The 12,491-nt window shown below is 55.3% G+C and carries 12 protein-coding genes and 2 pseudogenes; 5 read left to right on the forward strand and 9 right to left on the reverse strand.

Annotated features, from left to right (window positions below; genetic code table 11):
* Positions 1–90: 90 nt before the first annotated feature.
* The 4 genes from V0Z78_RS04020 to V0Z78_RS04035 form a co-directional block, all read right to left on the reverse strand.
* Positions 91–1,080, reverse strand: coding sequence for a lamin tail domain-containing protein (locus V0Z78_RS04020; protein WP_336343335.1), 990 nt, complete (start codon positions 1,078–1,080; stop codon positions 91–93).
* A 334-nt stretch (positions 1,081–1,414) separates the two neighbouring features.
* A complete protein-coding gene (locus tag V0Z78_RS04025; protein ID WP_409338670.1) occupies positions 1,415–1,858 on the reverse strand; it encodes a nucleotidyltransferase domain-containing protein in 444 nt (147 codons plus the stop codon).
* Between the two features lie 302 nt (positions 1,859–2,160).
* Positions 2,161–2,592 carry a class I SAM-dependent methyltransferase gene (locus tag V0Z78_RS04030; RefSeq protein ID WP_336343337.1) on the reverse strand — a complete coding sequence of 144 codons (432 nt, stop codon included), beginning with the start codon at positions 2,590–2,592 and terminating at the stop codon, positions 2,161–2,163.
* 132 nt (positions 2,593–2,724) lie between these two features.
* Positions 2,725–3,558 carry a helix-turn-helix transcriptional regulator gene (locus V0Z78_RS04035; protein ID WP_336343338.1) on the reverse strand — a complete coding sequence of 278 codons (834 nt, stop codon included), beginning with the start codon at positions 3,556–3,558 and terminating at the stop codon, positions 2,725–2,727.
* Between the two features lie 137 nt (positions 3,559–3,695).
* Here V0Z78_RS04035 and V0Z78_RS18985 point away from each other — a divergent pair.
* Together V0Z78_RS18985 and V0Z78_RS18990 are read left to right on the forward strand one after the other, a co-directional pair.
* Positions 3,696–3,930: pseudogene (locus V0Z78_RS18985) on the forward strand (MarR family transcriptional regulator).
* 940 nt (positions 3,931–4,870) lie between these two features.
* Positions 4,871–5,002 (forward strand): annotated as a pseudogene (locus V0Z78_RS18990) (cytochrome P450); the annotation flags it as partial.
* Between the two features lie 259 nt (positions 5,003–5,261).
* Here the strand turns inward: V0Z78_RS18990 and V0Z78_RS04040 are convergent.
* Positions 5,262–5,771, reverse strand: coding sequence for a hypothetical protein (locus tag V0Z78_RS04040; protein ID WP_336343339.1), 510 nt, complete (start codon positions 5,769–5,771; stop codon positions 5,262–5,264).
* Positions 5,772–6,071, reverse strand: a complete 300-nt coding sequence (locus V0Z78_RS04045) for a CopG family transcriptional regulator (protein ID WP_336343340.1) — start codon at positions 6,069–6,071, stop codon at positions 5,772–5,774.
* A 1,855-nt stretch (positions 6,072–7,926) separates the two neighbouring features.
* On the opposite strand from V0Z78_RS04045, the gene V0Z78_RS04050 reads away from it, so the two are divergent.
* A complete protein-coding gene (locus V0Z78_RS04050) occupies positions 7,927–8,370 on the forward strand; it encodes a hypothetical protein (protein ID WP_336343341.1) in 444 nt (147 codons plus the stop codon).
* A gap of 400 nt (positions 8,371–8,770) precedes the next feature.
* On the opposite strand, the gene V0Z78_RS04055 is transcribed toward V0Z78_RS04050, so the two are convergent.
* Entirely contained in the window at positions 8,771–9,172 is a 402-nt protein-coding gene (locus V0Z78_RS04055; protein WP_336343342.1) for a hypothetical protein, read from the reverse strand.
* 611 nt (positions 9,173–9,783) lie between these two features.
* On the opposite strand from V0Z78_RS04055, the gene V0Z78_RS04060 reads away from it, so the two are divergent.
* Positions 9,784–10,320, forward strand: coding sequence for a DUF5518 domain-containing protein (locus V0Z78_RS04060; protein ID WP_336343343.1), 537 nt, complete (start codon positions 9,784–9,786; stop codon positions 10,318–10,320).
* 53 nt (positions 10,321–10,373) lie between these two features.
* On the opposite strand, the gene V0Z78_RS04065 is transcribed toward V0Z78_RS04060, so the two are convergent.
* Positions 10,374–10,673 (reverse strand): hypothetical protein, encoded by a 300-nt coding sequence (locus V0Z78_RS04065; protein ID WP_336343344.1) that lies wholly within the window; start codon positions 10,671–10,673, stop codon positions 10,374–10,376.
* A gap of 540 nt (positions 10,674–11,213) precedes the next feature.
* On the opposite strand from V0Z78_RS04065, the gene V0Z78_RS04070 reads away from it, so the two are divergent.
* The gene (locus V0Z78_RS04070) at positions 11,214–11,549 is read left to right on the forward strand and encodes a hypothetical protein (protein ID WP_336343345.1); all 336 of its coding nucleotides are present in this window, start codon (positions 11,214–11,216) and stop codon (positions 11,547–11,549) included.
* A gap of 553 nt (positions 11,550–12,102) precedes the next feature.
* On the opposite strand, the gene V0Z78_RS04075 is transcribed toward V0Z78_RS04070, so the two are convergent.
* On the reverse strand, positions 12,103–12,384 hold the full coding sequence (locus V0Z78_RS04075) for a PadR family transcriptional regulator (RefSeq protein WP_336343346.1): 282 nt from the start codon (positions 12,382–12,384) through the stop codon (positions 12,103–12,105).
* Positions 12,385–12,491: the final 107 nt, after the last annotated feature.

The raw sequence follows: 12,491 nt of genomic DNA on the forward strand, positions 1-12,491 counted from the left end.
GACGATCGAGGACGCGATCGAACGACGATCCAAAACCAACCGACGGCCGGAGGGCCTATTCCGGCATGAACGTGGTGTCCAACCCACCGTTCAGGGTGGCGAGCCGTACTGGTATCGCAACACTTCCTCGCCGTTGCCGTCGAGGACGATGATCACGTCACCGTCCTCGTGCCAGTTTCGTGTGTCGTAGCCCCAGTGGACAGTATCTTCCGTGTCTTGGCCCGGTCCGGTGACGATCCGAACGCTCTCGCCTGCCTCAAGGACGAACCCATCGGGGAACGTAACCGGATCCACCCCCCGAGTGTCGACCGCGCCACCCTCGCGGTCACGAACGGTCCAGTCGGACATATCAAGCGCCGTCTCACCGGTGTTCGTGAGTTCGATGAACTCCTCGTCGGGCTCGAGGGACGAATCGACGGCCATGTCTGTTACCTCGAGTTGTCCCTCGGCTTCAGCCGCGGAATCGACCACGGCCGCTTCGGTCTCGTTGGCTTGAGCTGGGTCGTCCGTGCCAGTCTCGTTGTCCGTGAGTGGCTCGTCCGTCCCAGTTTCGTTGGCTTGCGTTGGTTCGGTCGTCTCGGTCTCGTCGACATCGTCGTCGGTCGACATCAGGTCGACATCGGTACCCGGTATCTGACCACCCCCAACGACGAGCGCGGCGGCGACGATCATTACGATGCCGAGTACCACCAGCACGGGATACACGTACGACGTCTCGTCGTCGGTCTCGCTTCCGCGAGTGCTATCAGGGGAAGGGCCGGACATCTCCTGGGAGATACTCCGTTCCTGTTGCTCGCTCGGATCTGCACGAGGGTCAGCATCCCTACCGGTTGGTTGATCGCTCTCGCCGAGCTCTTCAGCCGCCTGGAGAAATTCGTCGAGCGGCACGTCGGCGGCGTCCATGGAGGACGGATCCGGACTGAACTGCTGGTGATCCGTATACCGGATGACCGCCTCCACGTCCTCGGGCGGAAGATCGGTGCGTTGCCCGACTCGCCGCAGATACTCGGCGACCGTCTCTCCGGGCTGTTTGTCCACCCCCGATCGGTCTTCGAGATCCGGGATCGAGAACCGCGTCATAGTACCTCCATGAGGGACCGTTGCTTAAGCTCTTTTCACGAGCATCAGCGGAACGCGAACGAAACGGTGAACGCGGCTACCAAGCAGCAATGCGGCGCATTCGTCCGCCCCCGTCTCTGGTGGGAGCAGTTGCGCGAACTTGCCATCAAGTCTGTGGTTCAGAACTTGGAATGAAGCCTCGCTAATTCACAGGATGAGTGTAGTCGGCCGTGATTCTGAGAGAAACAGGCTACTGAATACAGAGCAGCTATTCAGCAAGATCACTTCGTTTGTTTCGGTTGAATTGCGTTGCATCAGTCGATCATCGACCGTGCTCTCCTATCTCTTCAGAAACTTACTTATCAGTATATTCTGAGAGAAGCGCAGCTCGCTCTGTCCGGCCTAATCGGTCATACGCTTTCGCTTCATAGTCGAGCGAGAGCACGGGAATACGATGTTCCTTGAACTCTACAAACGTGCGATGTGCAGTGATATCGACCGGCGCTTCCCATGTTCCATCGGATCGGCGCTTCTGGACTGCACCAATAACTTCGATACGAACGTCATTGAGTTCAAGCAACCCGAAATGAGAGCGGATTGGTTCCGATTCAGAGAACGATACTGGATCGATAACCTGCTTTGCAAACTCCTCTTCAATCACATAGGCCCCTTCTTCGGTCGTCTGCACGTCGATATCGTTTGGCGTCAGAGGAACCCCCTGTAACACGAAACTTGTGCTTCCTGTCAGTGCCCATGGTATAGAGCAGCCATCCAGTGTTATAGAGAGCGTTTCAAGCACATCGAGATACCGGTCTCAAGTGGAGGCATCTTCACTAGGCGATAATAGTGCTTCCGTGAATCTCGTCTATGGGGACGCTTTGAGAGCTGTAATCATCCCGAAAAAGCCACTCGTAGACTCCTCGACGGCAAGCACGGACTGGACCACGACGGCCAGCGGGTCTTGATTCCACCGACAGCCCGTCTTTTCGTACCGCCTGTCGGCGTGCCAGTCCTGAATCCAGGCGATTGGACCGACGCTACTCCGTCCGTGCTCAAGGAGAAGGATCTGCCCGTCGGGCCTACAGACTCGCCTCATCTCTTCTAAGGCGACGACCGGGTCGGAGAACACGTCGACATAGACGAGATGACAGTGTCGAAACTCCCGCTGTCGAAGGTGAGGTCCTGGGCGTCCATTTCTCGAAGCGTCTCTCCGCGCGCGAGTGGCTCGAATCGATCCTCGGCCCGAGCGAGCATTTCCTGGCTGATGTCGATTCCGACGTACTCTGTCGGCTCAGGGAGGTACTCGAAGTTCGTTCCTGTGCCACAGACGACACCAAGAACGCGACCCGAGGCCTGCGGGAACAGACGATGACGGTAGCGTGCCGTCAACAGGCGATTGACGGTAGAACTGCCGTCCATCTCGTCGAGGTGATCTGAGACGGCGCATCGTATCTCCGAGATGGATTTCGATCGGGGTCCGATGCCGATTCCGTCGTTCGTTCTCTCCGGCTGCATGGACTGGGTTTCGCTCATACCTGACCTCATAAGCACTACCGTGGGGGGAGAGTTGTAGTCACTCATCGGACTCAGTCACTCCTCGGGGAACGCTTGCACGGCACGGAACGATTGCGGGTCATGAAACGAACTTTCCGGTCGGGTTGGGGCTCAGATATCGAGATCGGGGCTGGGCGTCCAATCGGGGAGGCTCTCGACTTCCTCGGGCGACCTAGCCCCTCCGCGATAGTGCTCGTAGACCTCCTCGGCCCAGGCGACCGCTTCCGGATCGTCGGTATCGACCAGCACCGCGATGGAACCGGTCTCGTCGTCGTACGCTCGCAGGACTACGTGCGACCGGTCGTAGATGGTCATACCAAACGGGATTCCGTCGTGGACGTTATACGAGATCGTCGCGTCGATCTCGCCTTCAACCTGCTGTCTGTGGAGATCATCAAACCGCTCCAGTCGCTCTTCGACCATCTCCCTGGGGACGGTCTGTTCGAGCTGCATGCCTTGTTCGAGGATGATTTCGGCCAACTGTTCGATGTACAGCGGCGGAATATACTGATTGTAATCGAGCAGCAAATGTGAATCCGAGTCCTGGAAGATCTGGAACTCGTGACTGATCGGCAGTGTCGGATCGTCCGGTTCGGGACGGGTGACCCGCGCGTCAGAGAACAATTCGACATCGAACTCGAACTCGGTGTCCTCGAAGGCCTCCGCGAGCGGTCCGAGATGGCACGCCGCACGCATATGTCGGACGTACTTGCTGGTCTGTTCGGCGACGAGGTCCCCTTTCGTCGAGAGCGTGTAGCCGTTGTCGGTACGGCGCAACAGCCCGTGATTGTCGAACGTTCGGACGATGCGGTGACACGTGGTCTTAGAGATGTCAAGTGTCTCTTGGAGCTCGCGCCGGTGATGCGGGGCCTCGGCCAGCGTAGTCAGGACCGCCCGACGCTCAACCGCAGTTTCGAGCAGGTCCTCGTCGAATCCCGAGGCCATGCGTGAGTCTTTCTCATATGATCACAAAGGGTTTTTCTTGCCACTGGAAAACCAGAGATGAGGGTTAATGGGGGTCAGATAGCGATAATCAGTTTCAGCCACGGAACGGTTTCGGGGCGTGAATACTGGTTCACTGAGTGGGTACAAGGAAGCCAGCAGTCTACACCCGATTGGAGGAACAGGAATGGACCCCGACGAACGCATGCAAGAAACTTGGAGGGAGCGTTGGGGCCGTCCTCTCCCGTCTCGAGGATCGGGGTCTCGTCCGTGCGGTACTGGGCTATCGGCGACGACGACCGACTGGCCTCGTACGCGGCCCAGACGACCGCCAGTTCGGTCTCCACGACCGACGACTACTACGGCCAGGAGTAACGATGGCATCCGATCAGGGTGCCGTAGTACAGGGGCTGGATCTCTTCGCTGACCACGACCATCGTCCATATGTTAGTCTCAGCGACATTACCCATCTGTTCAATGATGAAGAGGCACCTACGCCGCGGCCACGACGACTCAGCGGGCCGTCGCGATTCCGCTGGTGGACGACAGTGCTCCGATTGCATACCGACACACTACTTTATGATCCTCTATTATACTCTCTTAAGATACATAGATAATGATTAAGTAAGTTGAACGGTAATTGTGAAATGGATGCTCCAGCAGAGTCAATGATTAACGAGACTCTGTCAGCATCCAGTCTCTGACAGCAGGTGGGAGGAGGTGCCCAACTCGTTTCCACCCCACGAAATAACCGGGAGGATGGATGAGCTCCTTTCCCGGTCTTTCGTTAGTTGGCGTGTACCAGTGTGCCTCTGACGGCTGAGTGGGATAGCGACCAGGTCACTACCGCCGTGATAATTATCGCTCGGTTTGTAATTGATTCATTTTCTTCATATCTGAAGTGGTATATATCCCCTTTGTTCAACTGGGCTGAGTAAGGCGGATCGATACTGAGTATCACCTTTCCAAAAATTACACAGAAGAATCAACTGAAAACTAACACTGAAACCACGACTGATATCATCTGGTAGCAGGTAGCTCTCTACACACACCCGAGCCACGATTCTCGACATTGCCGATGTCGCTTCACCGCGTGGATGAGTAACCGGAAGGAGGAATGAGCTCCTTTCCCGGTTTTCACTGGCGCGAAGCCAGATGTGCCTCTGACAATTGGTGGCTGGTCGTAACCACCGTAAGAACGTGTGAGCTATAGGCATGTATATTCGTACCATTAATTATCAAGGTGGTCGGGATACGCCCCATCTATTACGGGCTGCGAGGACACCCGAAGTTAGAGGACGCGCTTCCTTGATCGGCGTATTTCCCGTTCGCGGCTAGTCCACGGCGGTGTATTGGCGACCGATTTGCCATGCTCGAAACACGCCTCTTGGTCGCGACCATCTATCAGAACTATCGAGATACCGCCTGTACTCCCCGTGATCCGTAGCGAGTACGCGTCCACGAGCCTCGCGGTTGTGGCCGTTGCTGCCCGCACCCGCATCCAATAAGCGTTATCGAAACAGGAAGCCGGTCCTTAGCGAGACCGCAACGCGAGCAGGGCGGGGTAGTTCACTGAGAAATATTCGGGTCGATCTCATTCGGCTACTCAGCGATCGATACGCAATTCCCGTTGACCAGCGAGTTCATTCCAAATGAGGGCCAGAAGAATCGCTGATTCTGCCAGCTCCGTGTCCAAACACGCCCCGTTATTCCGAACCGAGTGGCTCGTCCTCGAAGAGGCGCTGTGCTCGTCGATAGATCGGTGCTTCTAGCCAATCACGGGCGTCCGCCATCTCCTCGAGTTTCATCCGTGCCTCACACCGCGTAATGGCCCCGCGGTTGACGAGTGCGTTCACGACGATCGACGAAATCGCAGCTCGGACAGCAACCAGCGGTTGGAGTTCGGGAAGCGCCCGCAGATCGTCGGTGAGCAGAAAATCCACGGCTTCGTCTCGGGCAAGAACTGCACAGCTTCCTTCTCCGATGTCGATTCGCGAGGATTCGAATCTCGGATCGTCCACAGTATGGACGGTTAGGTGTTCGCGGTGTCGCAGAACTCGTCGTGCGGCGTCCTCTGCTGGATCGTCGTATTCCACGGTTCCTTCGAGCTCCGCGATCACCGTTTCGGTCGTCTGAACGTCGAATTCAGCGAGTACCGGTGGGAGGAGATCGACAGTGGCCAGAGAAACCAACGCGCTAGTGTCCGCAACGAGCATCTACAGTTCCGCGAGGTCGTCAGCGAGCTCGCCGCCGTGATCGAGGAGGGTCTTCGAAGCGCGAACGGATTCAGCGTCTTGCCGGCCGATGAACTCCTTCAGGACCTCAAAACCGATTTGATCGTCGAGATAGAGTTCCACGACAGCCTCCTGGAACGCCTCGTCTTCGATCTCCGCTAAGTATTCTCGGAGCGCCTCCGTGACGAGTTCCGTCAGGTTCTTGTGGGTGATTTTGGCCGCTACGTCTGCTTTCTCGATGAGCCTCGTTGGAAGTCGGAAATTGACTTTACTCGTTCCCATCCCCCGGTCACCTTCGTACGTACACTGTCCTCACGGTTGGATAAGCATTTCACCGATCCTCCACGGTAGGTGAGTAACTGGCGGGTACTCCGATCAGCGGCGCGAAGCCGATGACGCTAGGTCGGGAACCGTTGTCGAGTACGCAGGAGACCCGGTAGTCCTCTCGATTACAGGCGGCTCGCTTGTCACCGTCAGTAGACATTACACCTCGAACTAGCGCGACGCTCGGCGTCTTGAGACTGCGATCACAGGTCGAGATGGCGCAGTGATCCTCGACTCGTTACGCCCTATCAGTCGGGACGGAACGGAGAATCGATATTGGCGGGAAGAGCCGGTAACGAGCGTGATCGAGGAGGACGCGCGCTTCTCGAGTCTCCGTTATCGTCAATACGTCGTAGCCGTCGGTGGGCTGTTGAAGAGCAGTCGATCCTCACTCGCTACTCCGACCGGACACGCCTCAGAACAATTCCTGCTCGATCAGCTCGTCCACTTCATCCGTCGGTGCGGTGTTGAGACTGCTATCGGTCAGATGCCGTTCCATGTTTAGCGATCGATTGATCTCCGCTCTGTTTTTCGTTCCTGGACGAGCTCGTCGTCGCGACTCTACACAACCCGAGGAGCTCTCACGAATGACAACAGAACGGACGGTCGATCTTCTCGAGGAACGACGATACTGATGAGTTGGCCGTACCGTACAGCGTGTCGGTACGAGACCCTGGAGGTTGTATTCCGTTAGATCTCTATTTCAGTGAGGGTGTAGGTAGCTTGTAGAGCCAACCGATCCGCGAGAGAGGTGGCGGTCGTGGTTACGGTATCATCTTATTCTGCCACGAAGGCCATCGGACCACCCGACCCGGACAACTGACGCCCGAAGCGCCCGTTCGTCCGGCGGTCAATCAACCGCGGCACTCCTCGCAACCATGGCTTGTCCATCTGCCCGGTGATAACGCGGCGGCGTGTGCAACGTTAACACTGATACGAGCCAGCCGCATAGGGGGTGATAGCGCGGGCGTGGCCCCGACTGTAGGAGGTCAGATTTCACGCCCGCCGCGGCTTCTGTACGTCCCCCGGCAGTGATAATGAGCAGCTCCCTCTCACGATCACGCCTCCAGATCCCTGTGAGTAGATGGTTAAGAGGCCCTACCCTCTGTTCGAGAAACAAACACAAAGTAGTGAGCCAGGTGTATTGATTATGACGATCTGCGGATATGTAACCCCATCTGGTCCCTGTGAGCACATAGTCGCCGACGAGAATGATATCTGTTTCATGCACAGCGGTAACGGGACGCCACTAGGACATGGCGCGCCACCCGGCAATCAAAAATTCCGATTCTGCCATCGCCCGCGCGTGAGCTGGACGGGTCTAGACCGTGTCAACTGATCTCCCACTCGGATCGGAGAGGCGACGTGAGTCCAGACGTAGACAACAGGGACGCCCTATGACAACAGGCACATACGAATATCTTTTACTTGCCAGCGGAGGACCACCGAACTGATTCCAAGAGCGACCGCGAGCAGCCCCCGGCGGGAAGAAATCCAGACCGCTAGCTGAGACGCGTTATTTGGTAGAAGAGTCTCTTTCTTAGAACTCCTCAATCAATCGGTGTGGCTACTCAGTGCTGAGGCCGGGTTCAGTATGATGGAACCACTGGACCGAGTTCGTCGGCATCAACAGCGATCTCGAATACGACTATACGTGGAGCGGCTTTGAGCTGGACGGTGCGAGTGACTGCGCAGTGGCGAAAGAGTAGAAGAGACGCGGGTGCGGTCATTTACCACACCATGTTCATTCTCTCAGAGAGTTTCTCAGAGAGATACAGAAGTAATATTTAATGGTAGTGATTCCCGATAGGGTATGCGACGCAGAACTTTCCTCGCTAGTACTGGGATTGCATCAATTACAGCTCTTGCTGGATGTTCGCTTGACCCGACCGATACCTACGAAGGCAGCGACGATGGCGATATAGAGGAAAGCAGTGACGATACAGTTCAAAAGGGCGCTGATAACTCAGAAGCCGAGAGCGCTAATGAATCATCTCCTGATGAGGATGAAGACGCTCCGACCGACAACGATAGTGATGAGGAGAACAATGCAGACAGAGCTGAAGACGAAGACGATGCTTCGAAAAACTCAGACGACGAGCTCGACCTAATTGAAAACGAAGAGGAGAGTGAGGACCAGAGAAATGCCAGCGATAGTGATGAAGAGAGCAATGCAGACAGACTTGAAGACGGTACTCCGGAAAGCTCAGATGACGAGCTCGACCTAATTGAAAACGAAGAGGAGAGTGATGACTAGAGAAATACTAGCGATAGTAATGTGGCAAGCGGTCACGAAAGTGGTAGTTTATCGGAATCAATCAACATTGAGGTGTAGTCCAAGGGAAAGTGGTTAGGAACCATCAAGTCGGATACGTCTACCAAGCACTGTCGACTTCATCTTGGGGATCGCGAAGCTGGGCTCTCAGACAAGTCGCACATACCCCCCCCCTCTGGTGAATAGATCTTTCCTTGATCCTGGAGTCGTTGTAGCTCTCCGTAATTTCCTCTCGCGAATAGCCCGCATTCGCAAGCAGTTCGATACCTGCTGAGTTGGAAACTCCACACATTATGAGATTTAGTGTCGTTTCACTTTTAATCAGAACTCAAAAACTCGAATTCTTCTCAGAAGAACCTTCATCACTATTGTTTAGTCGATTCTACTTAGAAACACGTCTATGACAGGATCTGTCTATTCCAGCGTCGATGAGTTTGACGAGACAACTCGCTCGTTGCTTGAGGACCACCTCTCCGACGACGAGACGGTACTCCTTGGAATCGACTGTACAAGGGACCGATGGTGGACTCTCTGGTATGGGAGAGCGCCTTCTCGGAAACTGCTTCTCACTAATCACCGAGTTATCGACGTCAAGTCCGGCAGATTCGATACGCAGTTCATGGCGTTCCGTCTTGAAGAGATGAATCCCCCGGTCTGTGAATTTCTGCTTCGAGGCAATTATCTCACGCTTCAGGGAAGCGATATCGAACGCCGATACCGGGTCAAAGGAGATGCTGGACGCGAATTTGCGTTTGCGGTCCGTGACCAACTCAAAGAACGACATTCCTCTTCAGAGACCTCCTGGCGTGCTAGATTGGAATTTGATCGTGGATGAGTCATCCTCAGTAGAGGGTCAGCCAATCATGTGTTGTTCTGGGTCAACTCTGCCGATACTGCCATCCAAGCCTGGCGCTTCGCCCCTCCTGAACTATAAGGAACACAGGATCGGCGAGTCGCCTTGCGAGACACGGCTGAGCAAGTTGGCTGAGGAGTTGGGATTTCGCCGCAAGCGCCGTCGAAGCGGTTTCGGCGTGCGCACCGGGCCTTAGCTGAAAACGTGTTGGCCGTCATCCCACCGGAAAATGAGGATGAGTTCCAGCCATGTGTTGTGAATCCTGATCCTTCTGTCTCAACACCGCTATTTTCTTCTTCCGAGTGAGCCAAGATTCAGCCCCATCTTGAGGAAGAGTATCACCCAGATCTGACGCTTGGAGGTAGAATCGGCTTAGCGGTTCGAGTACTCGCCGCCGAAAGTGACGCTGCTCTCTCACCGGAGACTGTCGATGTAGCGACCATTGACACCGACTCCGAGCAGTACGAACCACTAGAGGACGACGCGCTCGCAGCGTACTTTGAAGACAACTCGACGGCTGACGAGGGCGGAATCTGATATTCATGGCATACTCGAACAGCACGAATCCCGGCCGTATTGGCGGCGAACCCGGTGTCATCACTACTAGTCCCCTGCCTCCTTCAGTATCCTCGGCAAGAACTCAGGCTGACCGGGTCCATACGGTCGTTTGTGCGAACCCACTACTGGCAGTAGCCTGCGCTCGGCTTTTGGTTTTCAGACTCCTATCCCATTATCTGGTGCGATGGTCTGCGGTCATTACCGAGTTCGTGGTAGGATTACTCATTAGTGTACTCGGTCTTGCACTCCCAGTGATCGGACAGATTGGTGGCGGGTTGATCGGTGGATTCATCGCGGGATGGCTCGCTACCGGTGGAGTTGCGAACGGTGCATGGCATGGCTTGCTTGCGGGTGCCCTCGGTGGGATACTCCTCGCAGGGTTCATCGTGATCAGCACGACCGTTCTCGGCGTGACTGGTGTGATCGATCCGGTCACTGGCCTCCTCGGCGGCAGTGGGCTAGCCGCTGCCGTCCTGTTTTTCGCAATCCTTCTCGCGATCGGTGGTGTATTGAGGTCATAGAAGAAGAACTCTATTATCATCAATCCGAAATCTATACATTTCGCGTCCCAGAACTACGAGATGGTGGGAGCGTCAATTTTCATCATGTGAAGTCTATCAATTGCTGCGGTGAGGTCGTCATTGAGCGTCGAGATGAACTCCTCAGCCTGATCGGTAGTAACGGCTCCTTGTGTTGTCGGTTTGATGAGATCTGCTTCTTCAAGCATCCGGAGCGAATAACGAACTTTGTGATGCGGATATTCGAGCTCGTTTGCTGTCTTGACGATACCGATCGGCTCGTTTGCGACGATTGTATTTAGAACTTGGAGGTGCCGACCCAGCACGTCAACCTCTTTTTCTAATTTGCCAATCATGATGTGTGTTAGCTCCTCACACGCTTCAGTGTTTACTTTGCGCTGTCCTGAGTATCACAGCTGCTTTCGAAACACCCCTGTGCCAAAATACGTGAACTGGGACGCACACCGCCGTGAGATGTACCGTGCAGCTGATGGGCCCGAGCGGCCGCTCTGGCACGCCGAGCGGCGTAACATCACCACCTGCCGCTATGGCCCATCCCCTCTCCGCAGAGAGCAGCCGCTTGATTCAGGCGATGTCGCCAGATATCTGCATACGTGATGGGGAACCCACCCCGAGTAGAGTGGTCCTCCTGAAACTCAGCAGACGGCAGTAGGGTAGTACTGCCGGCTCTTTTCTATACGCTGTCGTGCTACTTAGTCTCGCGCTTTGGTCTCAAAAGTGACAGTCTCAGCTTGTGTAGCACTTTGCCTGGTTAGGCGGCAGTGTTACACAAGGCCAACGCCTGTACTGTTGAAATTGTGCCAGACATCCATGGTCGGATCAGAGTCCTAAGGAGATTTCCCGAGTCTTATCAGGATGGACGTGGAATGGAGTCCATGGACTCTTCCAAGAAACTCAGCAGACGACAGTTCGTTGGAGCAGCAGGCGCAGCAACGATGGTCGCGCTCGCGGGCTGTGGTGGAGGCGGCGAAGGCGGCGAAGGCGGCGAAGGCGCCGAAGACGGTGAAGACGGTGAAGAGAACGGAACCAACGAGACTGGCGGCAACGAGACCAACGAGACTGGCGGTCTCGACGACGACAACGAGACTGGCGGTCTCGACGACGACAACGAGACTAACGAAACTGGCGGTCTCGGCGATGACAACGAGACTAACGAAACTGGCGGTCTCAACGAAACCAACGAGAGCGGTGGTTTCAACGAGTCGGACTAATACGGACTCAGCCACTTTTTAGTCACGTGCGACGAGTTCGCTGACGCGAAGCCCCATGTCGGCGAGCAACGTGATGATCGTCTCGGTGTGTCGCTGGAGAAGTAGAGCCGAGTGGTCTGGTCCTTCAGTGCTGCCACAGATGGCCGTAGATCTGATCGGTCGTCTTCTACGCGCTCGATCGGTAGCGTCGGAGTTGGCGCGTCGTCGCGGGAGAGAGGTTGAGATAGGTGTCGCGCTTCGTCCCCTTCTGGATGCCGCCCGGAAGCGTTCGATCTGTTCCGGAATGAACCAGGTCTTGGCTTGTTTTTGAGTTGCCGGATTTCGTGAGGTGGTTTCAGTCATCGGCTGGGTATATAAGCAATGTCGAAGCGACGAGTAATATAGCTTAGTGAGTTTCCGAGTTTAAAACCGGTAACTCGCCATAATTGGTGACAAGATGGTCTACTTTGAACAAGCGAAAGCCCCGTGCTCTCTAATGAAGATGCGCAACACGGCGAGACATGAATGCAGTTGAATCACGCCTACAACCATAACCCCGCAACTCAGCTCATCCTCACCCGCTAAAGGACGTGTACTGATCTTCCCACTCACGACGGGCTTCGATCTCGCGGCGGCCCCGTTGTGTGAGCGTATAGGAATTGGTTCGGTTGTCATATTGACCTTTCTTGACGAGTCCCTTATCGACAAGCGTATCGAGATTCGGATAGAGGCGCCCGTGATGAACCTCCTTCTCGTAGTACTCTTCAAGGTCGTCCTTGATCGCAAGCCCATGCGGGTCATCTAAGCCGGCGATGACGTAGAGCGCGTCACGCTGAAACGCCGTCAGGTCTTCCATAATGAACATATTTCCCGGGATATCATTAGTTTTTGGTATATACTCCGCGGGTGCAGATGACTCTCACTGATGATCAACTCCCTATCTGAACTGTGCAGAGCGGTACC

The organism is Halalkalicoccus sp. CG83 (assembly GCF_037081715.1).
In the GTDB taxonomy this organism is placed as follows: Archaea; Halobacteriota; Halobacteria; order Halobacteriales; family Halalkalicoccaceae; genus Halalkalicoccus; species Halalkalicoccus ordinarius.

Bases quoted from the DNA above. Each gene is read 5' to 3' on its own strand.
- V0Z78_RS04020 (WP_336343335.1), bottom strand. From the start codon at position 1,080: ATGACGCGGTTCTCGATCCCGGATCTCGAAGACCGATCGGGGGTGGAC.
- V0Z78_RS04030 (WP_336343337.1), bottom strand. From the start codon at position 2,592: ATGAGCGAAACCCAGTCCATGCAGCCGGAGAGAACGAACGACGGAATC.
- V0Z78_RS04035 (WP_336343338.1), bottom strand. From the start codon at position 3,558: ATGGCCTCGGGATTCGACGAGGACCTGCTCGAAACTGCGGTTGAGCGT.
- V0Z78_RS04040 (WP_336343339.1), bottom strand. From the start codon at position 5,771: ATGCTCGTTGCGGACACTAGCGCGTTGGTTTCTCTGGCCACTGTCGAT.
- V0Z78_RS04045 (WP_336343340.1), bottom strand. From the start codon at position 6,071: ATGGGAACGAGTAAAGTCAATTTCCGACTTCCAACGAGGCTCATCGAG.
- V0Z78_RS04050 (WP_336343341.1), top strand. From the start codon at position 7,927: ATGCGACGCAGAACTTTCCTCGCTAGTACTGGGATTGCATCAATTACA.
- V0Z78_RS04055 (WP_336343342.1), bottom strand. From the start codon at position 9,172: ATGTCGTTCTTTGAGTTGGTCACGGACCGCAAACGCAAATTCGCGTCC.
- V0Z78_RS04060 (WP_336343343.1), top strand. From the start codon at position 9,784: ATGGCATACTCGAACAGCACGAATCCCGGCCGTATTGGCGGCGAACCC.
- V0Z78_RS04065 (WP_336343344.1), bottom strand. From the start codon at position 10,673: ATGATTGGCAAATTAGAAAAAGAGGTTGACGTGCTGGGTCGGCACCTC.
- V0Z78_RS04070 (WP_336343345.1), top strand. From the start codon at position 11,214: ATGGACTCTTCCAAGAAACTCAGCAGACGACAGTTCGTTGGAGCAGCA.
- V0Z78_RS04075 (WP_336343346.1), bottom strand. From the start codon at position 12,384: ATGGAAGACCTGACGGCGTTTCAGCGTGACGCGCTCTACGTCATCGCC.